15 protein-coding genes are annotated in these 21,398 nt (G+C 44.5%); 14 read left to right on the top strand and 1 reads right to left on the bottom strand.

What is annotated here, in order from left to right:
• Window positions 1–79: 79 nt before the first annotated feature.
• The 10 genes from DSZ37_RS13830 (at window position 80) to DSZ37_RS13785 (ending at window position 12,620) form a co-directional block, all read left to right on the top strand.
• Entirely contained in the window at window positions 80–511 is a 432-nt protein-coding gene (locus DSZ37_RS13830; RefSeq protein ID WP_181380327.1) for an NfeD family protein, read from the top strand.
• A 39-nt stretch (window positions 512–550) separates the two neighbouring features.
• On the top strand, window positions 551–1,528 hold the full coding sequence (locus DSZ37_RS13825; protein WP_109727479.1) for an SPFH domain-containing protein: 978 nt from the start codon (window positions 551–553) through the stop codon (window positions 1,526–1,528).
• Between the two features lie 307 nt (window positions 1,529–1,835).
• Entirely contained in the window at window positions 1,836–3,236 is a 1,401-nt protein-coding gene (locus DSZ37_RS13820) for an MBOAT family O-acyltransferase (RefSeq protein WP_109727478.1), read from the top strand.
• 12 nt (window positions 3,237–3,248) lie between these two features.
• Window positions 3,249–4,751, top strand: coding sequence for a DHHW family protein (locus tag DSZ37_RS13815; RefSeq protein WP_109727477.1), 1,503 nt, complete (start codon window positions 3,249–3,251; stop codon window positions 4,749–4,751).
• A gap of 9 nt (window positions 4,752–4,760) precedes the next feature.
• On the top strand, window positions 4,761–6,563 hold the full coding sequence (locus DSZ37_RS13810) for an HAD-IIIC family phosphatase (RefSeq protein WP_109727476.1): 1,803 nt from the start codon (window positions 4,761–4,763) through the stop codon (window positions 6,561–6,563).
• The gene (locus tag DSZ37_RS13805) at window positions 6,553–6,795 is read left to right on the top strand and encodes an acyl carrier protein (protein WP_109727475.1); all 243 of its coding nucleotides are present in this window, start codon (window positions 6,553–6,555) and stop codon (window positions 6,793–6,795) included. The genes DSZ37_RS13810 and DSZ37_RS13805 overlap by 11 nt, the downstream gene beginning before the upstream one ends.
• Complete coding sequence (locus DSZ37_RS13800; RefSeq protein ID WP_109727474.1) at window positions 6,795–7,637, top strand: metallophosphoesterase; 843 nt, start codon at window positions 6,795–6,797, stop codon at window positions 7,635–7,637. Before DSZ37_RS13805 ends, DSZ37_RS13800 begins: the two co-directional genes overlap by 1 nt.
• 153 nt (window positions 7,638–7,790) lie before the next feature.
• Complete coding sequence (gene rlmB / locus DSZ37_RS13795; protein ID WP_109727473.1) at window positions 7,791–8,552, top strand: 23S rRNA (guanosine(2251)-2'-O)-methyltransferase RlmB; 762 nt, start codon at window positions 7,791–7,793, stop codon at window positions 8,550–8,552.
• A 10-nt stretch (window positions 8,553–8,562) separates the two neighbouring features.
• The gene (locus DSZ37_RS13790; RefSeq protein WP_109727472.1) at window positions 8,563–11,094 is read left to right on the top strand and encodes a hypothetical protein; all 2,532 of its coding nucleotides are present in this window, start codon (window positions 8,563–8,565) and stop codon (window positions 11,092–11,094) included.
• Between the two features lie 74 nt (window positions 11,095–11,168).
• On the top strand, window positions 11,169–12,620 hold the full coding sequence (locus tag DSZ37_RS13785; protein ID WP_109727471.1) for an LCP family protein: 1,452 nt from the start codon (window positions 11,169–11,171) through the stop codon (window positions 12,618–12,620).
• A 34-nt stretch (window positions 12,621–12,654) separates the two neighbouring features.
• Here the strand turns inward: DSZ37_RS13785 and DSZ37_RS13780 are convergent, their stop codons facing one another.
• On the bottom strand, window positions 12,655–13,422 hold the full coding sequence (locus tag DSZ37_RS13780; RefSeq protein WP_207655915.1) for a YhfC family glutamic-type intramembrane protease: 768 nt from the start codon (window positions 13,420–13,422) through the stop codon (window positions 12,655–12,657).
• 663 nt (window positions 13,423–14,085) lie between these two features.
• Between DSZ37_RS13780 and DSZ37_RS13775 the strand changes: the two genes are divergently transcribed.
• The 4 genes from DSZ37_RS13775 to DSZ37_RS13760 form a co-directional block, all read left to right on the top strand.
• The gene (locus tag DSZ37_RS13775) at window positions 14,086–15,486 is read left to right on the top strand and encodes a hypothetical protein (RefSeq protein ID WP_109727469.1); all 1,401 of its coding nucleotides are present in this window, start codon (window positions 14,086–14,088) and stop codon (window positions 15,484–15,486) included.
• Entirely contained in the window at window positions 15,483–19,763 is a 4,281-nt protein-coding gene (locus DSZ37_RS13770; RefSeq protein ID WP_146198195.1) for a calcium-binding protein, read from the top strand. Before DSZ37_RS13775 ends, DSZ37_RS13770 begins: the two co-directional genes overlap by 4 nt.
• A gap of 605 nt (window positions 19,764–20,368) precedes the next feature.
• A complete protein-coding gene (locus DSZ37_RS13765; protein ID WP_109727467.1) occupies window positions 20,369–20,680 on the top strand; it encodes a plasmid mobilization protein in 312 nt (103 codons plus the stop codon).
• Window positions 20,680–21,398, top strand: a 719-nt coding sequence (locus DSZ37_RS13760) for a relaxase/mobilization nuclease domain-containing protein (protein ID WP_181380325.1), incomplete at its 3' end; no start/stop codon positions are given. The genes DSZ37_RS13765 and DSZ37_RS13760, both read left to right, overlap by 1 nt.

Genomic DNA, 21,398 nt, shown 5'->3' with positions numbered 1-21,398 from the left:
ACTTGAAAAGTTCACACTTTCGTGATATAATACGAATTGTAGGGATTACTACAAATATTTGCGAAAGGGGGAAATCACCTTGAGTGTACTGTTTTGGGCTATCGCAGTTGTCGCTTTCGTGATCGCGGAGATCGCTACGGTACAGCTCGTTTCCATTTGGTTCGCAGCAGGCGCCTTCATTACGCTTCTGCTGAGCTATTTCTATGAGTTGTCCGCATTTGAACAGCTTGGTATATTCATTATATCATCGTCTGTATTCCTGCTGCTGAGCATACCGCTCATAAAAAAACGCAGGAAAAAGGCAGCTGTTGCAACGAATGCCGAACTTGACGTCGGCAGACACGCCACGGTCATCGAGGAGATAAATGTCGACAAAGGTACAGGTCGTGTCACTCTCAACGGGGTAAACTGGAGTGCCGTTCCTGAGGACGAAAATACGATAATTCCCGAGGGAGCTATCGTCATCGTCACAAAGGTCATGGGCGCGAAGCTTCGCGTAAGACCTGAGTAAAATTAAACTATCCATAAAATCAATCGGAGGTAATCAAAAATGGATGTATTCGGAATCATAGTATTATTGGTAATCGTTGCTCTTTTATTCGTTATCATCAGGTCCTTCAGGATCGTTCCTCAGGCTCATGTTTTCGTTATCGAGCGTCTGGGCTCATTCCACGCTGAGTGGGAAACAGGACTCCATGTTCTCGTTCCCTTCATCGACAGGATCGCAGGCAAGGTTTCACTGAAGGAAAAAGTAGTAGACTTTAAACCTCAGCCCGTTATCACAAAGGATAACGTTACAATGCAGATAGATACAGTCGTATTCTATCAGGTAACTGACGCCAAGCAGTATATCTACGGCGTTGAAAGACCTCTCGCAGCTATCGAGAACCTTTCAGCTACAACTCTCCGTAACATCATCGGTGAGATGGAACTGGATGCTACTCTCACATCAAGAGACGTTATCAACTCAAAGATCACAGCTATCCTCGATCAGGCTACTGATCGCTGGGGTATCAAGGTAAACCGCGTTGAGCTCAAGAATATCCTGCCTCCTCGTGAGATCCAGGACGCTATGGAAAAGCAGATGAAGGCTGAGCGTGAGCGCCGTGAGAAGATCCTCCAGGCAGAGGGTGACAAGAAGTCACAGATCCTCGTTGCAGAAGGTGAAAAGGAATCTCAGATCCTCCGCGCACAGGCTAAGAAGGAAGCTCAGATCCTCGAAGCAGAGGCTGAAAAGCAGGCAATGGTACTGAGAGCTGACGCCGTTAGAGAGCAGAAGATACTTGAGGCTACCGGTGAAGCAAAAGCTATCGAAATGGTTCAGGAAGCACTTGCAGACAGTATCGTTAAGCTGAACAATGCTAATCCTAACGACAGAGTTATCCAGCTCAAGTCACTTGAGTCCTTCGCAAAAGCTGCTGACGGTAAGGCTACAAAGATCATCATCCCAAGTGAGATACAGGGACTTGCAGGTCTGGCAACAGGTCTCAAGGCTATTGTTTCAAACGATAATAACAACGTACAGTAACATATATCCCCTCACCGTAACGGTGGGGGGATTTTTTAGCTAAAAATTCACCGCCTTACAAAAAAGCCGCAGATAACTGCGGATTTTTTGTACCTTGATACGATTTTTGAAAAAAGCTGCCGAATTTTGTAAATCCAGCTCTTTTTCTCTTGCATTTCAGCAGCATTTGTTGTATAATATTCAATGCGGAGCTTTAATGTTTTCCGCAGGAAAAAGATATAGATAAATATTTGATTTTAACTGTTCCGCCTGCCTTTAAGCGGTAAAAAAGAAAGATACAGAACAAAAGCAACAAGGCGGTAGAACAATGGTTTTTTCAAGACTTTTCTTTATATATATATTTCTCCCTTTATGCCTGCTGTGCTATGCAGCCGCAAGGGGGATCAAACAAAAAAACACGGTGTTGATATTTTTCTCGCTGGTATTTTATGCATGGGGCGAGCCCGTTTATATTTTCCTGATGCTGCTGACCGCTGTCGTCAACTATACAGCAGGTCTCATTATCGGAAAATATCAGGGCAAGGGGGGCGATACTGCTGCAACTGCTGCGGCTGTTGCATACGACCTTCTTATGCTTGGCATATTCAAGTACAGCGGCTTTATCGCAGAAAATATCAACGCCCTTTTTTCATGCTCTATACCCGTTCCCGATATAAGGCTTCCTATCGGTATCAGCTTCTATACCTTCCAGACCATATCCTATATAATCGACTGTCACTGGGAAAAGGTCAAGCCGCAGAAAAGCTTCAAGAACTTCCTGCTGTTCCTTACGCTGTTCCCACAGCTTGTGGCAGGTCCCATTGTAAGATACAGCACCATCGAAAAGGAGATCGAGAGCCGCACCGTTGAGCTCCGAGATATTTCCTACGGCTTCAACCGTATCGCCCTCGGACTTGCAAAGAAGGTCCTTCTTGCGGACCAGCTCAATATCATCTCGGAGAGCTTTCTCGGAAATATCGGCGGCAGCACCGCCTTTGGCGCATGGTACGGAGTCATCGCATACGGAATGCGAATTTATTTCGATTTCTCGGGCTATTCCGATATAGCCATCGGTCTGGGACGAGTTTTCGGCTTCCACTTTGATGAGAACTTCAACCATCCCTTTATCTGCAAGGATATCACCGAATTCTGGCAGCGCTGGCACATCTCGCTCAGTACCTTCTTCCGCGACTATGTGCTGTATATCCCGATTTTCGGCAAGCGCAGAAAATACGGCGGACTCTTCCTTGTATGGCTCTGCACCGGCATCTGGCACGGTGCAAGCTGGAACTTCATAATCTGGGGACTCTACTACGGCGTCTTTGTCTTTATCGAAATGAAGATAGGCAAAAAGAAGATGAAGAAGATACCCGTAGTCATCAGGCATATTTACAGCAAATTCGTTATATTCATCGGCTTCGGCATATTCTATTTCGAGGATATCGGAAAGCTGGGAACATTTTTCAAGACAGCCTTCGGATTTGGCAAAAACGGCTTTATTGCCGTGCAGGACAGGATATCCCTCATCAACAATATGTACCTGCTCATCATTGCGGTGATATGCTGCTTCCCTATTATCAGCACCATCAAAAAAGTATCGGACAAGCGTTTCGCTTCAAAGGCTGTCATATCATCAACCGCCGCGGTAGCCGCAGCACTTCTTCTGGTCATTACAAGCATTATGCTCGTAGATTCGACCACACACCCATTCCTGTATTACAGATTTTAAAGAGGCAAACAAATGAATGAAGATAACAAAAATACATCAAAGGACAAAGAAAAAAACAAGTCCGAAGATGTGAACGATAAGGCTGCGCGTCCCGAGCCGGTTATATCCATAGAGGCTTCGGACCGCAAAAACACAGCCATAGATATACCTATCAAGGCTAAAAAGCTGAAAAAGCAGTGCAGAAAGACTGCCCTGAACTCTATTGCTCTTGCCAATATAATCCTTATGGGAGCTATTTTTGCAGGCGGCTTCGTTTACGTTGCACTGCTCCCCCATGAGACAAAAGCCGATGACGAAAACCGTATGCTCACCACATTCCCGGACTTCTCGGCAAAGAGCTATCTGAACGGCAAATACACCGCAGGCATTGCGGACTACTTCGATGATACGGTCCATGACCGCGCTCACATAAAGGAGTTCATCGCCGATAACATCACCCCTCTCAAAGGCAGAAAATACGGTGACGGCGAGGACGGTGCGGAGCTTTACGGCAGCGGATTTATACAGAAGCCTGCCGCTGTTGTGACAACAGCTGCTCCTGTGACCACCACCGCTGATGTACAGTCTCCTGTCCCGACAGCAGAGACAACCACTGTCCCCGAAACCACTGCTCCACCTCAGGAGGAAGAACCTGCTCAGGGCGAGCTTACCAACAATATCCTCATCGTAAACAAGCGCGGTGTCACTCTCTACGGCGGCGCATGGGGAGCCGAACAGGAATACGCTTCATTTGTGAATGAATACAAAGAAGCTCTCGGTGGGAAAAACGTCTACTCAATGGTGCTTCCCACCTCAAGTTCATTCTATATCCCCGAACAGTACAGCAACCTTGCTTACAGTGAGAAGGATGACTTCGACAAGATAGAGGCTTCACTGAAGGGTGTCATCCCCGTTGACGCATACAATATCCTCAACGCACACAAAAACGAGCCTATTTACTCCCGAACCGACCACCACTGGCAGCCTCTGGGCGCTTACTACGCAGCACAGGAATTTGCCCTCATGGCAGGTGTTCCCTTTGCTGACCTGTCGGAATATGAAACAGTCACTCTCCCCGGATATGTGGGTACACTCTATATGTACACACAGAGCGCTACGCTGCTCAATAATCCCGAGGACTTCGTATACTATAAGCCTAAAACTCCCGTTACTGTCACGCAGTACGACACACATTTCCAAAATCCTGTGGCAGCTAACCTCCTCCTTGATCCGGCTCCTATGCCCAATTCCGGCTATTATATGGTATTCGGCTCCGACGAGAGGATAGTCCATGTCAATACAGAGTGCAAAAACGGCAGAAACCTTGTCATATTCAAGGACAGCTACGGCAACGCCCTGCTGCCCATGCTGACAAGCTCCTTCGAGAACATTTATCTCTGCGATATACGTTATTTCGACCTGAACGCCATCGACTTCATCGACAGCGTTGAGGCCACGGATGTGCTTTTTGCCATGTGCTCATTTTCTGCTGTGGGTGCAAACCGCAGCTGCATACACAATAATCTTAACAAATAAGGAGATAAAATGAGAGAACTCAACTTTCCGTTTGACGGCAAGGATATTATTCGCAGAAGGCTTGCTCTGAAAAAGGCTCTGCTTTCCGACGGCACTGTCCGCGTCAAGAAAAAGGTCGCTGTGCTGGGGGGCTCAACGACTAACCACATCGTATCCGCACTGGAGCTTTTTCTGCTGAATTTCGGTATCGAACCCGAATTCTACCAGTCGGAGTACAACAAGTTCTATGAGGACGCAGTTTTCGGTAATCCCGAGCTTGACAGCTTTTGCCCCGACATCATATATATCCATACGACTTCCAGAAATCTTACACTTCTGCCCGAAAGTCCTGCTGAGAAGCCCGAGAGCGTACAGCAGCGCCTTGATGAGCAGTTCGGCATATTCAGACAGGTCTGGGAAAGCCTTATACAGCGCTATTCCTGCCCCATAATCCAGAATAATTTCGAGCAGCCCCTGTTCAGACGCACAGGCAGCTATGACGGCTGGAGCACAGCAGGTCACGGTGCTTTCATCGACCGTATGAACGTTATGTTCTCTGACTACGCAAGGAATGCTCACGGTCTCTATATCCATGATATCAATTATCTCTCAGCCGTCTGCGGCCTCTCCAACTGGCATGATGCCGAGGCATGGTATCTCTATAAGTACGCCATGAGCACTGCTGTTATCCCAGACCTTGCGTACAGCCTTGCCTGCATAATCAAGTCCATTTACGGCAAGAACCACAAGGTCATCGAACTCGACCTTGATAATACCCTCTGGGGCGGCGTCATAGGCGATGACGGTCAGGAGGGCATCGAGATAGGTCCCGAGACAGCTGTGGGACAGGCATACGAGGAATTCCAGAGCTTCATAAAGGGCTATAAGGACTACGGTGTACTTCTTGCAGTCTGCTCCAAAAATGAGAAGGAAAACGCTCTCCTCGGTCTTCAGCACCCCAGCAGTGTTCTCTCCCCCTCAGATTTTGTCTCCATAAAGGCGAACTGGGAGCCCAAGGACAGAAATATCGCAGAAGCCGCTGATGAGCTCAGCCTCGGTCTTGACAGCTTCGTGTTCGTTGACGACAATCCTGCGGAGTGTGCCATCGTAGAGGGACAGCTCCCCATGGTACAGACTGTTAACCTCAGCAATGTCCATGACGCTATGTATAAGCTTTCAAGAGGCGGCTACTTCGAGGTGACATCTGTCTCCGAGGACGATATGCGACGCTCGGAGATGTACAAGGCAAATGCTCAGCGAGCTGCGCAGCGCAAGGAATTCGAGAGCTATGAGGACTACCTCCTGAGCCTTGATATGAACGCTGTTATATGCGGCTTCAAGCCCATATATATCCAGCGTATCACTCAGCTCACCAACAAGAGCAACCAGTTCAACCTGACCACAAAACGTTACACAGAGAACGAGATACATGAAGTCAGTCTCAGCCCCGACCATATCTGCCTCTGCGGAAGACTTCTGGACAAGTTCGGCGACAACGGCATAGTTTCCGTAGTAATAGGCAAGTGCCGCGGCGAGGAGCTTGATATCGAACTCTGGCTCATGAGCTGCCGCGTACTGAAAAGAGATATGGAGCTTGCCATGCTGGACGAGCTTGTGCGCCTTGCAAGGGAAAGAGGAATAAGCCGTCTCAACGGATTCTACTATAAGACTCTCAAGAACCATCTTGTCTCGGAGCTTTACGGCACATTCGGCTTTACCTGTGACAGTACAGCGGAAAACGGCGATTCTGTATGGCATCTGGATATCGGAAACTACGAAAACAAGAACAAAGTAATAAAAATTCGTGATAAGGAGAACAGCAATGAACAATAACGAGATAACAGCAAGACTTAACGAGGTATTCCGCGACGTTTTCGGAGACTCATCCATTTCAGTCACCCCCTCCACCACCTCCGATGATATCGAGGACTGGGACAGCATCGAGCACATCAACCTCATCGCTGCAGTCGAGGACGAGTTCGGTATGCGTTTCAAAATGCGTGAGGTCTCGGGCATGAAGAACGTGGGTGAAATGATGAACATTATCGCAGAAAGAGGAAAATAATGTCAAAAAAGGCGAAGAAGCGTCTTATCATAGCAATTATACTGCTGGTACTTGCTCTGCTGTCCGCATGGGGCTTCACTATGCGGACAGTGAGATATGATGTGAAAAGCCCGAAGCTTCAGAGCGGAATGAGGATAGTTTTCATATCAGACCTCCACAACTGCTTCTACGGCGGTACAGACCAGTCAGGCATAATAGACGAGGTACGCAAGGCAGACCCCGATATAGTTATCTTCGGCGGTGATGTGGTAGACGCATGGGGCGGCACAAAACACGCCCTCACCCTCATGAAGGCACTTTCCGCTGAGTATCCCTGCTTCTATTCCCCGGGCAATCACGAGGAAATGCGAAAGGATACCGAGGAATTCTATGATCAGGTCAGAGATATCTGTCCCCTGCTTATGGGAGACTTCTCCGAGACAGTCGTAAACGGCGAAAAAGTCAGGATATACGGCGCTGAGGACTCTGTTGCATGGGGCAAACACAAGACACAGCTCGAGGAGTGCTTCGATACTCTTGACGGCAGCTTCTACAATATACTTGTTGCCCATCAGCCGGAGCAGATAGACGCCTATCTCGGCGAGGGACTCAATAATAAAGATAACTTTGACCTTATCCTCTCAGGTCACGCCCACGGCGGTCAGTGGAGGATACCAAAGCTGCTGGATCAGGGACTCTACGCCCCGGATCAGGGTATCTTTCCCGATTATACACAGGGAATGTACGAATATAACGGCACGGTGCATATAATAAGTGTAGGACTTGCCCGTCCGCTGAGAATGATATTCATTCCGAGGATATTCAACCGTCCCGAGCTTTCGGTGATAGATATAAACAGATGAGCAGCCGCTATTTTCCGCGGTAATTTGCAGAAAATTAAAAAAGCTCTTGTAATTTCAGCTCAATAATGGTATAATAAAAAGTGATCTTCCCTTTTCAGGGATATGACTATACAGAACAAAAGGAGCATGGGCATTTCGAGCCCGCTGTAAGGTATGGAAAAAGATAAAAGAACTGCAGAGATGTCCGAAAATATCATATGCGGACGTAATCCCGTCATCGAGGCACTCAAATCAGGAGCTAACCTCGACACTATCTACATAGACGGAAACGGCGGAAGTCTCGGACTTATCCGCAAAATGGCAAAAGAACAAGGCGTCGTTGTAAAGGACGCCGACGATAAAAAGCTCTCACGCCTTTCCGGCGGAGCTTCCCATCAGGGAGTTGTTGCCGAGGGTGCCTGCGGAGAGTATGTGACTGTTGAGGATATCCTTGCAGTCTCACAGGAAAAGGGCACAAAGCCCTTCATCATCATATGCGATGAAATAGAAGACCCACACAATCTCGGCGCTATCATCCGTACCGCCGAGACATCCGGCGCTGACGGAGTCATTATCCCCAAGCGCAGGAGCGCTTCTCTGAACGCCACTGCCTTCAAGACCTCGGCAGGTGCGGCAAGCTACGTCCCCGTAGCAAGAGTCTCAAACCTTGCTGCCTGCATCGACACCCTCAAGGATAACGGTGTGTGGATATACGGCACAGACGCCTCGGGCTCAGATTACTCCGAGACTGACTTCACAGGCGGAGTCGGTCTTGTAATAGGCTCGGAGGGCTTCGGAATAAGCAAGCTCATCGCTAAAAAATGCGACTTCATGATAAAGCTTCCCATGGTGGGAAGGATAAATTCACTCAATGCTTCCGTTGCGGCAGGTATCTTCATGTATGAGGTGCTCCGCCAGCGCAGAGGAAGCAAATAAGGAGATAATTATGTCGGAACAGAAACCATCGCTGGAGGCTATTCTTGACGAGTACTCTCCCGATAACGAAGAACCCAAGACAAGAGTGGGCAGAGTCGATGCCCAGAAGATAATAAACTCTACTGTTGAATCTCCCGACATCGTTGAAAAAGCCAAATCGAGACCTCCCGTCTCACACGAAAAATCAGCTCTTTTCGATAACGCTCTCAGAAGCGATACTCCTGCGGACGATGTAAAGCCCGCCGATCTCTCACGGCATAAAATAGCCGTTGTAAGCTCTGACGCCATGAGCGAGATACGCACCAATCCGCAGAGAAAGGTCATACCCTCTGGCACTATTACTCCCGTACAGATGACTCCCGACGAAGCTCCGAAAATAAGGAGAATGAGCGATTCCACCAGAGCCAAGGAGGTCCAGAGCGCTAAAAAGCGCAGCAAGAAAAGACGCGGCAAGGACAACGATTATACCTATGCAAGGGAGACTCCCGAGGGAGAGTATATGTATACTCCTCCCGAATTCAAGAAGAAAAAACGAAGCAGGGTACAGATAATACAGGCGGCTGAAAGTCCGGAGGGCAAAAAACAGATAACTGATATCGTCCCCTCACCTGCCGCTGTTGAAGCTGCAAAGCCCGTTGAGCCCGCTCCCAGAGCTGAACTCACCAGCATAAACCTCAGCGAAAAGGCTGACATAAATGCAGGTCAGCTGGATGTTCACATCACTCAGGAGGCGGACGAATTCATGTCCCTCCACTCAAAGTCAAAGCGTACAAAGCGTATCGTTGACTTCAATTACTACGGTGATGTTGAGGACGTGGGCAGGGATATATACGAACTGAAGAGCACTATTTCTGTAAGAGTGTTCATACTGGCAATGACTGCCTTCCTCAGTCTTTTCATAACTGTGACCAATCAGTTTGAGCTTCCGGTACTTGATTTCCTCAGTATGTCCCATATAAAGACCTATCTGACCATACACCTCGTACTGGGCGCAGTTTCGGTGCTGTCCTCCATGGCTGTCATCACAAAGGGACTGCGAAAGCTGCTCAGCTTCAAGGCAGACAGCGATTCCATGACGGCTGTCACCGCACTGTCCTGTCTCATTGCAATTATCCCCGCATTTATGCGCCCCGACCTTGTAAGCTCGGAAAATATCCACATATATATGCCTGTGGGTATTCTGGCGCTGCTGATAAATGCCATAGGCAAGCTGCTTATCATCAGACGAGCGGCGAGGAACTTCAAGTTCGTGTCGAAAAACTTTGACAGGCACGGCGTTACCTATGTGACCGACGAGGACAGAGCAGAGCGCATTACACGAGGCACTCTCGGCGACTTCCCTATCCTCGCTTCTATGAGAAAGACCGACTTCCTGACAGACTTCCTGAGATACACATATTCCTCGGATATGACCGACGACTTCTGCCGCAAGGCTTCCCCGCTGTGTCTCATCGCCTCCATCATAGTCGCTCTATTCCTCACTTTCTTCTGCAAGGGCACATTTGCTTCCATGGAGGCTGCCGCTTTCGGCTTCTCAATATTCAGTATGATAATATGTGCCACTTCCTGCATAGCAATGCCCTTTGTAGTAAATATCCCTCTTGAAAATGTTTCAAAGAGCGCTATCAGAAACAAAGGCATAATGCTCGGCTATCAGAGCGTTGACGACTTCTATGATACCAACTCCATTCTCATCGATGCAGGAACTCTCTTTCCCGAGGGTACTGTAAGACTTGACGGTATAAAGGTATTCTCAAACACAAAGCTTGACGAAGCTCTCCTCGAAGCTGCAAGCCTTACAGCTAACGCCGGAAGTATCATGTCCCAGCTCTTCACGGATGTCATTGCAGGCAGAAACGGTGCTCTCTACCCCATCGACAACTACTCCTACGAGGAGGGAATGGGAATGTGCGGCTGGATAAACAACAAGCGCGTACTCTTCGGAAACCGCGAACTCATGACCAGCCACAACATCGAAGGCGTTCCCACAAAAACTCAGGAAGCTGAGTTCGTTGACGGCAGAAAGGATGCACTTTATCTTTCAATATCAGGCAATCTCGCAGCGCTTTTCGTTGTGGATATCGTTGCAGACAGATATGTGAAGAAATGGGCAAAGAAACTGGCTAAGCAGAAGATCTGTATGTTCATCAAGAGCATCGATCCCTGCATAACACTGAAAAAGCTCAATACTCTCTTTGGTATCCCCGAGGAGATGGCAAGGATACTCCCCAAAAAGCTCCATGAGGACTTCTATGAGGAGACAAAAAAAGCAGTCCGTCTGAGCGCTTCAATGGCTACTACCGGCAAATTTGCTTCACTTGCCGAGCTTATAATCGGCACAAAGGTAGTTCATTCGTCCGCAATAATCGGACTTATACTGCAATCCGCTTCTATACTTCTGGGATTTGTACTGTGTATGCTGCTGATCCTCTCAAAGGCGTTCCAGTCCAATTTCGTGTATATGTCGGCAACAGCCCTGACAGTCTACAATATCGCATGGACTGCTCTGACATACATAGCGGTAAGCCTGAAAAAAACATAACAAAACGAAGGAACCTGTATCGGCATACCAGCCTGATACAGGTTCTTAAAGCATAAAAAGAGAAAGGGATTATCATGTCAAACAGATATAATGACAGGGAAAATGACAACATTCAGAATACGGATAATGAGGATACAGTGCTCCTTCCCAATGATCTTGAGGGCTACGGCGCGCCGAAGTCAGACCTTCCTCCCCTGAGAAAGGTCAATCGCAGAGCTTCATCACAGGCTCCGCAGCAGAGCGTTAAGCCTCAGTCTCCTCAGTACCGCAGTACAGATGCACCTCCTCAGTTTCCAAAAACAGGACAGCCGCCCCGCTTTCCTCAGTCCACACCGCCTCCTCAGCCGCAGCAGCAGTTCGATTACAGTGACCGCCGCTATTATGACTATGAGAGACAGGCTCCTCAGGAATACGGCAGCACCTCCTCGGGAGGAGGTGGATATGCTCCACCGCCGCCAATGGCTCCACAGTCTCCGAGACCTCAGCCCACAGGCGGAAAAAAGCCGTCTGCTCCCCGTCATGAGGAGGAGGCTCCCAGAAAAAAGAAGAAAAAGCGCAGACATAAGTCTCTTGTAGGAAGGATAATCCGCAGGATAATACATATAATCCTCATACTTTTCCTGCTGCTTTTCGGAATATACTCATGCACTTCCGTATGTCTTATCAGACAGGTCAATCAGGTGCCTGCGGGTCACCGCAATCACTACGCTGACAGTGTGGGCAAGGGTCATGTCCGCAACGTCCTTGTAATAGGTACTGACGGCAGAACAGCCGATGACCGCGGCCGCTCAGACTCTATGATACTTGTTTCGCTAAACAGAAAGACCAATGAGATAATCATGACTTCATTCATGCGTGACAGCTATGTGGAGATCCCCGATAACGGCTGGAACAAGCTCAATGCAGCCTATGCATTCGGCGGTCCCGAGCTGCTCATGGACACCATTGAGTATAACTTCGACGTCCGCATCGACGACTACGTTTCCGTTGATTTCGTATCCTTTGTATCGCTGGTAGATGCTGTCGGCGGCATAGACCTCGAAGTCTCAGACGCTGAAGCAGAGGAGATCAACGTTATCCTCATATCCGAAGTAAACGAGCTTGTTGGTGACGACAGGATGTCAGACCTTCTGAACGGCGGCGGAAAGCTCCACCTCAACGGCAAGCAGGCACTCTCCTACTCCCGTATCAGAAAAGTCGGCAACAGCGACTTTGAGCGTACAGAGCGTCAGCGCCGTGTAATGTCTTTGATATTCTCTAAGATCAAGAGCTTCCGCCCGTCAATGTTCAAGAATCTCGCATCAGATGTTATCCCTGATGTATCCACAAATATGTCAGGAGCGAATATGTACCTGCTCTCGCTCAGAATGCCTTTCTGTGCCCGTTATAAAGTAAAGCAGATACAGATACCTGCTGACGGTACATTCCACGGTGAAGACGTGGATGTAGGAAATGTCCTCTGGATAGATGATATTGAGGGAAACCGTCAGGTCATTGAAAACGAAGTCTTCGCAGAGTCAAAATAAACGTAAGCCCCGAAGCAGTAGCTTAGGGGCTTTTTTATATGTCCATTGGATATAGTATCTCGTCGATGACGCTTCTGCCATCTATCAGTCTGTAGACCAAAATAATTATGGCGGCACCTGTTATGATCCCGAAAATGCTGCTAAGAAGCGGGATACCGCTTAATGAAGTCACCCATGATATGCAGTTCAGCGCATAATGAAGACCTATGGCGAGCAGCAGCCAGCGCCTCTTGAACTTCGGCTCTCCCATTTTTTTGAATATGAGCAGGGAAAGAGCGATATGAAAGCCGAAATTCGTGATTATCTCTATTGAATCGACTATACCGTTAATGATACCCTTATCCGTCAGCATTTGAAGCTCCTTAACTACCTCATCGGCAGCTTGCGGAGTTTTTCCCTCAATAAATGAACTTAGCCCCTCCCTGTTCAGTCTGTTGCCCGTACCTATCAGCCCGAAGGTACTGATACCTCTCATCCAGCACTCCAGTCCTGCGTGTCCTATGCCGTAGCAGACAGCAGAACGAGATGATCTTATGTTGAACAACGGATACTTCATAGCGAGCCAGCGCCCTGTTTCCTCAAATATGCAGATCAGCTCAACTGCCGCCGCCTGTTTCACAGCAAAGGGCGCAGAGAAAAGTGTTATCCACACTGTCAGGTCACAGAGCCTTGTGGAGATAAAGTACATTATAACTCCGGCTATGACAGGCAGCCATTTTACAGCTCCGCAGCCGCGCATGACAAACACTGCTGCAATAGGCACAGCCAAATAAACTACTGCTGTCAGCAGGTACGCGAACATAGTGCTGCCCGAAAAGACTAAATCTGCCGCTTCCGTAATACCACTCCCCTTGTATAAGCGTAATTCAATTATACAATGTGAAGCTGAACCTGTCAACATCGAATACAGCAGTGCAGCAATTATAACTAACATAAATCATAATTTAGCGTAATAACTTTGCTGAACGCCTGTAAGGGATTCCAAAGGGACTGTGTTCCTTTGGCAGAGTCCAGAGGCGGCGCCTCTGGTCGTCGCTTTCAGCTTTTAAGGCGACGAAATAAAACAAAGCGCTCCGCAAGGGGTGAATCAAAAAACAGTCCGGTGGACTGTTTTTTGAGAGGGGACGCCCTGCAACGAAAGATTCCCTTATAGAAGAAAATATCATCAAACCGAATGGAACAATAGTCGATACCTATATAAAGGTATCGACTTTTATTATTTAGTAATGAGTTATCTCAATCTACTTAATTAAGAAATTATGAATAATAAAAAGCATTTCACGCAAAAAAATTACATTTGACGCTTTTTTAATTGATTATTACTTCTAAATGTGATATTATTTACTTTGTTGCAAGAATAACTTGCGTTTGAGGTTAATTAATATGCGAATATTGACTTTTACTCAATGTTACGTTATACTTACAATATGTATCAGCTTATATACACTACAAAAGGAGGAATTGAATGGGCAATTTTTTTACTTCAACGCAGATATTTAACAACGAAAAATTATCAAAGGATCAGTTCGTTGATAAATTCTGCAAGAAAATGGCTGAAGACGGCTATGTGGCTTGCGACAGCGATGAAAGCGAACTTTCATATATTTTGAGATTTGCTGATAACTGTAAATGGGTGACAATTACTTCCGAAGCCTACAAACAAGGCAATCAGACATCACAAAAAGACACAGGCAGGATAGCGAAAATGCTTGGTACAAACTGTGTTAACACAGTTGTTATCGACAGCGACTGTGCTATCATGGAGCTCTACGACGAAAAAGGCAAAAAAGCTGATACACTTATTCTCGGACGAGCTGATGATTATTTCGGTGACGATATACCGCAGCCTTCTGAAAAGATATGGAAGCCGTTTCTGAGTAAGGACGGTACATGGGATCACTTTATCGAAATATGCAGCAAGGATGAAGTATTTGTTGAGGACAGTTTATCAGAGCTTGCGCCAATTATTGGAATGGACAGCAGTAATATACTGTTTTCAGCAGATGATGCAGAGAAAGATGAAAACACTTTTACGCTCGGCTTTGCAAAGAGGGCAATCAAAGAAAAAAAGCTTTCTCTTAATGCCGCTTTCAAATCAGTTTATGGTGAGTTGCTTGAGCCCAAAGGATTTAAGTTACTTAAGAGTAAATATCCATATTTTATACGAGTAATAGATGATGAAGTCATACAGATTATTTCGTTTATGAAAGAAAAAGCTTTTGACCATAAATATGAAGGGTTTTCATTATGTATCAGTTTAAATATACTTGAACGTCATTTGATAGAGTTTGATAAAAATCCATCTACTATAAGTAATCAGTCGTGTATGATGCCGCTTATTAGTTTTTCTCATAATTATTTATTAAATATTAAGGCTAAAAATAATGCACATAAAAAATTTTCTTTTTACTATACAAAGGGAAACAGCGAAGAAATGCGTGATGCGCTGAAACAAAGTCAAAAGGAACTAATGCCATTTGTACTTGAAGTTTTTGAAAAAAATAAAACGCTTGATGACTTATATCAACTTGGATATTCGGTACTGCCAGGATTACACAAAGATGTTGTGATTCTTACACATAATGTCGATGAATTTCTTGCGCATAGAGAAAAAGTTTTCCCTGATGAATTTCAGCGAATGGTTAAAGCTTTGGAAAGTAATCCATTTATGCAATCGATGGTAGAAAAAAAGAAATCAGAAGCAATTGAAAAAAATAACAGTTTTAATCAATGGTTTGCTGATCGAAGCCCCGGAAAAGAAGAATATGAAAGTTATATGAAAGAAAAATTAACAATCAAATCTAATAACATTAATTTGCTTAAAAATTTAGGTATCACATTTAAAAAGGAGATATACAATATATGAAAAAACTCATTTCAAAGTTTTTTGCAATTATATCCGTTTTGACTTTTTGTTATACAAATATTTTGTTTTCACATTGCAAAGCATTTGCAGCTGATTTAGATTTTTTCGACATCGTTGGGCGATATTCAAATAATCAAAATTTAGTTGAGGCAACGTTGGAATGTATGGCCGAACCTGTATTTAATGATTATGCTACTAACAATAATACATATGTTTATCATGATGATTTCGGGAAACTTCATTTCGTAGATCATTTGCCATATTGTATAATCCATGTATTAGTTCAAAATCATATTAGACAGAATAATCCAAATATTCAAAAAAGAGAGTTAAAAATAACATATACTACTGATAAAAAAGAACTTAGTGAAACATTTGATAGCTGGAAAGAACTACAGAAAAGTTACACAGGCTTGGAAGACTGGAGTGGCACCATTAGAAAAATCAAAAACTTCACTACTTATAAAGGAAAAAAGGGAAGCATTGATCTTTGGGCCAAAGAGGGCTATAATACTATTCATATCTGGGAAGTAAAACCACCTTCATATGAACAATTTCCAAAGAGAATACTGGGTATAGAGCAATTATATAGATATGCATACCTTCCAAAGACACAAATTGGTAATGAAGTTGATGCTATTCCTGAAAATTCGTTTTTTTTAATTGGAGCGAGTGATTCCTATATGATGCCCAATCCGAATGGTGAATTCTTATTTAATTGGGTAAATAGTAGTAAAGAGTCTATAATATATAAAGTATATTATAATAACACTGGTGATGGTTTAATAATCTATCATTTTGATCGTTATGCAGAAAAAAAACAAGAACAGGAAGAGCCTGAAACAGCGGTATCGCCAGCAACAGATAAAGACTATGAACTTGCATATTCTTATAGCGAAGTTAAAGAGATAGTAGATTCTATTTATAATGAAGCTCCTGAAATTATGAATATTGAATTAACTAAAGCTGTTAAAGAAACATTAGTTACCAATTCATCTCCTTCAGTATTATTAGATTCAGCAACTAATGGTAAAGCCTTTATTGAAATAGTAATACCAACCATGAAACATTTTATTGAAAATGATTCTCAAAAAGTTCAAAAATTATTTGTTAAGAAAACAAAGGACGATCTATTGAATATAATATCATCAACTAATCCAGAAACAGCTAATGAAATAATTGCAAAAGGAATGGTTCTTCTGGATTGTACAATCTTAGCAAGATTAATTAATACATTAAAAATATATAACACTTCTGGACAGATAACACAATTTGAACGAAGTGATCAATCTATAATTACAGCATCTTCTTTTTTCACTATGTACGCAGAGATGATTAAAAGCGAAAAAACTGTGGTAATAAATGGAAAAGAATACATTTCCATTTCTTCCTCACACCCATTTGTTCAAGATTTACATGATTATATGATCTACATTGGCGGGTCACCCCTCTTTGATATTGAACAAACTATGGAGATGTATGATGAACTCTTAATAGAAAACGAATCAGAAATAACAAATAATATTTCTTTGATTGAAAGTGAATCATCCAATTATGAAGCCTCACAGAATGAATATCAGCGTGACCCCCTCATTATCAATTTCTCAGGAACAGATGAAATAGAGTTTACTTCTCTTGACGAAGGAATAAACTTTGATCTTGATAATAATGGATTTGCTGAAAAAACAGCATGGATAAAGAATCATGACGGTTTCCTTGCAATAGATCTTAACGGAAACGGAAAAATCGATAACGGTGGGGAACTGTTCGGCGATTGCTTCATAATGCCAAACGGCGAAAAATCGTCAAATGGATTTGAAGCATTAAGAAGCCTTGATACAAATGGAAATGGCAAAATAGACGATAATGATGATTTGTTCGGAAATATTACATCTGATCAGACAGAAACAGATGAGGAATATTCTTTATTTGATCAGCTTGTAGTTTGGTTTGGTGATAGCGAAGGAGACGACTATGTTTCATTGAAGTCCTTGAATGTTGATTACATAGATCTGAATTGCTATGCTGATCCATATACTTCTGATAATGAAAATGCGGATGAAAGAAGTACACGAAGAGAAGAGACATCTTATGTATATTTTAAAGACGGAACTGCCGGAAAACATATCAGTGAATTCTGGTTCGATGTAAACACAACAAGTACGGTCCATGACGGTGAAGAAACTGTTGGTAATGTAAAAACGATCGAACAGGCTATTGACGATGACGAAACAGGCGATCTTTTAGATCTTTGTCTTTCATTCAATTACACCGATGATATAGCACTTAAGCGTTATTATCTTAAAAAGATTCTCTACTTCATCACAGATTCTACAGATATACCTATCAACAGCAGAGGCGGTAATATTGATGCAAGAGATCTTAATGTTATCGAAGCTTTTATGGGACATGAGTTTATGGGCGTAGATGGTCCTAATCCTAATGCACCTGCTGCAGAGATGCTTAAAGAGATATACAAGAACATTGAAGAAAGCTATTATAATGCTCTTAATCTGAAAATGTCATTTGGCGGATATATGGCCGTAACATTTGAAGATGAGGATGAAAATGGCAATAAATATCTTGATACTTCACTTCTTAATGAGATAATAGAGAATAAGATTGAAAATAATAATTATAATACAGAAATACTTATTTATGATCTTGGTGTTTACCTAAAATCATACGATATAATCCACAACACAAATGAGTTTGCAAAATATAGTGAGTATTATTCAGAAAAATCGTCAAAATATGCAATGATAATCGATCTTATAGGTAATTCTAAGACATTCATCGGAGCTGAAAGTGATGACACATACCATGGCTCATCAGCGATTGACTTTGTTTTCGGAGAAAATGGCAATAACAAGCTTTTCGGCTCAAATGGAAACGATCTGATCTACAGCGGTTATGGAAATGATACTATGAACGGAGATGCAGGCGATGACAGTTACTACTTCGGAATTTATCATGGTGACGACATCGTTAATGATACAGAAGGAAATAACAGAATAATCTTTATTGACGGCTTAAGCGTCGATGACTACAGTACTTCTGTTTCATTAGATGGAAAATTTGTACTCACAAATAAATATACAGGTGACACGATCACTCTTTCTGACTTTATAAATCATCCCTTCAACTATGAATTTATGTCATATGATGATATTCAGACAATAGGCGGAGGAGCAGCAAGAGAAGTTGTTGAAGGCACAGATGGGGATGATTATCTTGATGCAAGCGATAGATTCAATATCTTCTACGCAGGAGACGGCAACGATACTGTTGCAGGCGGCATGAATATAGACTTCATGTATGGCGGCAGCGGAGACGATACTCTTCTTGGCAGAAACGGAACTAACATCATATACGGAGAAGCCGGCATTGATACCATTTATGACGGTGATGATTCAAGCTATTTAAATGGCGGAGACGATGACGATATGATTTATGGCGGCGGCGGTGCTGATATACTTGACGGCGGTGCCGGTAATGATTATCTTCAGGGCGATCACGGTAATGATACATATATTTACGGCAGAGGATATGCTGTCGATACGATCGCAGCATCATCAGATCTTCATACGATTGTAATTCATGGATACCTCCCGGGCGATATGAACAATACCCGTGAGTCAAATAATGACCTTATAATTGACTTTGGTGAGGATACTGGCGACAGAATGATCGTAAAAGCGTTCTTTGACTTTAATGCCAACCGTGATTACAGCTTTGTTTTTGACAACGGAACAGTTCTTGGTCAGTATGATATCCGGGCAAAGAGTGCTCCTATAGTGGGAACAGACGGCGATGATTATCTAATGGGCACCAACGAAAATGATGCACTTGACGGTGGTTCAGGAGACGATAATCTTTGCGGAGGAAATGGCGAGGATACCTACATCTTTGGTAAGGGCTATGCTAACGATACCATAAATGAGTGGGGCAGTGACCACAACTATATAGAACTCAAAGATATTGCATCTGATGAGATAACTGTTTCAGACCAGTGGGGTTCAAATCTCACTATCTCAGTAAATGATACTGATGACGTTCTCATTATCAGCAATTTCAAGTGGGGACAGGCTTCATATACTATCAGATTTGCAGACGGAGCCGAGGGCTATGTGGATAAGAACACATGGGAGCTGATACTCACTAAGGAGCCTGATCCTATAGAGGAAGATGAAACTATTGATGAAGATACAGAAGAGCCTGTGTCTGAAACAGACAGCGAAGAAACAAACCATAATGAAAATGATCTTGCAGCATAAATCAAATTGAATTGATATTTTCCCCCACAGTGCTGTGGGGGATTTTTCTTTTTGCTGATTGGTAAATATAACTAAGTACAAATGGCGTAACGAACCATCACTCGTGCAGATATACAAACATTTACTTCCCGATTATTAAAATCTTCGTTTTTTTCGTTTCCCACCGCTATATATATGGAGGCATTCCTTTCTCTGCTAATAACAGCGTGACAGTAGTGACGGTAGAAATGTTACCGTCACACAGGCGTTGCCCGACAGCTCACAAAACTCTATATAGCTTCATCTGCGGGGCGTGTCAGTAGGTTTCCGTGTCGGTAGTTTTACTGTCACGGCTGAGTTACTGTCACGCACAAGAATGCCCATTTTTGCCGCAGTAGTCCAAATCGGGTAGTTATCCCACCTGCGGCGGTGAAAGCGATTGTCGCGCAACGTGGAGCGAATGTGGCGGCATTGGCATAAGGAGAAAACTACCGCTGACGGAGCCGTACAGGCGACGGAAGTATGAAATGCCAGCATCGCATTCGGCAGTCCGCCGAACGCTTGCTGGTCGGGGCGAACCCCGAACCCCCTCTCAAAAATCGCACAAAAGAAAGGAGCGTGATACAATGAGAAAACGCAATCGAACTATCACTATCCGCTGTACTGATGACGAGTATGAGCGGATACACAACAAGGCTCAGCGGAACAAGCTGTCCCTCAGCGACTTCGTTCTCAGGTCGGCACTTGACAAGAAAATCGTAGTGGCTGACGGGCTGGACGAGGTCGCAAAGCAGCAGAAAGCTATCGGCCGGAACCTCAATCAGATAGCAATGCTGGCGCACGAAGGAAGGCTTCACTCCGTCAGACTGGACGAGCTTGTGGAGCAGCACAGGGCAGTGACAGCGGCAGTCTGTGAGATAGCAAAGGTGGTGAAGTGATGCCAATAATCCATTTTATCAACAACAAAACTCAGACCGCTGGCGGCATGAAGAACGTCCTCAGCTACGTCAGCAGAAAGGAAAAGACCGTGTCAGAGGACAAGCGGTTCGTGACAGGAGTCAACTGTGCTCCCGAAACTGCACTCGACGAAATGACCGCGACTAAGAACCTGTACCATAAATATAACGGTCGTCTGTACTATCATCTGGTGCAGAGCTTTCCGAGTGGGTATGAGATTGAGCCTGAGCTTGCTCACAAAATCGCAGTGGAGCTTGCAGAGAAAGCCTTCAACAAATATGAAATTGTAGTCGCAACTCATATCGACAGAGAGCATATACATTCGCATTTGGTAGTGAACTCAGTCAGCTTCGAGGACGGAAAGAAGTATCATTCCGACAGAGAGTCAGTCGAGCAGCTGATGAAGCTCAGCGATGAGATATGTCGGCGGTACGGAGTCCATTTGCTTGATACACCTAAGAAGAAAATGAATAAAGACTTTCTCTCCGACAGCGAGTACAGGTCAGCCAAGCGCGGCGAGAGCTTCAAGTGGGAACTGATGAACGTCATCAATCAGGTGATGAAGCAAGCAAAAACCAAGAAGCAGTTCTGCTTCCTGATGAAGCAGCAAGGCTACGATGTTCGGTGGGAGGACAACCGAAAGTATATTACCTACACTTGTCCTAATGGCAGAAGATGCCGTGACAATAAGCTTCACGG

Origin of the sequence: Ruminococcus flavefaciens, from assembly GCF_900116855.1 — a bacterium.
Classification (GTDB): domain Bacteria; phylum Bacillota; class Clostridia; order Oscillospirales; family Ruminococcaceae; genus Ruminococcus; species Ruminococcus flavefaciens_R.
Note: the sequence above shows the minus strand (reverse complement) of the source record. Positions and strands in the feature narration are given on the sequence as shown.

Bases quoted from the DNA above. Each gene is read 5' to 3' on its own strand.
- DSZ37_RS13825 (WP_109727479.1), top strand. From the start codon at position 551: ATGGATGTATTCGGAATCATAGTATTATTGGTAATCGTTGCTCTTTTA.
- DSZ37_RS13820 (WP_109727478.1), top strand. From the start codon at position 1,836: ATGGTTTTTTCAAGACTTTTCTTTATATATATATTTCTCCCTTTATGC.
- DSZ37_RS13815 (WP_109727477.1), top strand. From the start codon at position 3,249: ATGAATGAAGATAACAAAAATACATCAAAGGACAAAGAAAAAAACAAG.
- DSZ37_RS13810 (WP_109727476.1), top strand. From the start codon at position 4,761: ATGAGAGAACTCAACTTTCCGTTTGACGGCAAGGATATTATTCGCAGA.
- DSZ37_RS13805 (WP_109727475.1), top strand. From the start codon at position 6,553: ATGAACAATAACGAGATAACAGCAAGACTTAACGAGGTATTCCGCGAC.
- DSZ37_RS13800 (WP_109727474.1), top strand. From the start codon at position 6,795: ATGTCAAAAAAGGCGAAGAAGCGTCTTATCATAGCAATTATACTGCTG.
- rlmB (WP_109727473.1), top strand. From the start codon at position 7,791: ATGGAAAAAGATAAAAGAACTGCAGAGATGTCCGAAAATATCATATGC.
- DSZ37_RS13790 (WP_109727472.1), top strand. From the start codon at position 8,563: ATGTCGGAACAGAAACCATCGCTGGAGGCTATTCTTGACGAGTACTCT.
- DSZ37_RS13785 (WP_109727471.1), top strand. From the start codon at position 11,169: ATGTCAAACAGATATAATGACAGGGAAAATGACAACATTCAGAATACG.
- DSZ37_RS13780 (WP_207655915.1), bottom strand. From the start codon at position 13,422: ATGTTCGCGTACCTGCTGACAGCAGTAGTTTATTTGGCTGTGCCTATT.
- DSZ37_RS13775 (WP_109727469.1), top strand. From the start codon at position 14,086: ATGGGCAATTTTTTTACTTCAACGCAGATATTTAACAACGAAAAATTA.
- DSZ37_RS13770 (WP_146198195.1), top strand. From the start codon at position 15,483: ATGAAAAAACTCATTTCAAAGTTTTTTGCAATTATATCCGTTTTGACT.
- DSZ37_RS13765 (WP_109727467.1), top strand. From the start codon at position 20,369: ATGAGAAAACGCAATCGAACTATCACTATCCGCTGTACTGATGACGAG.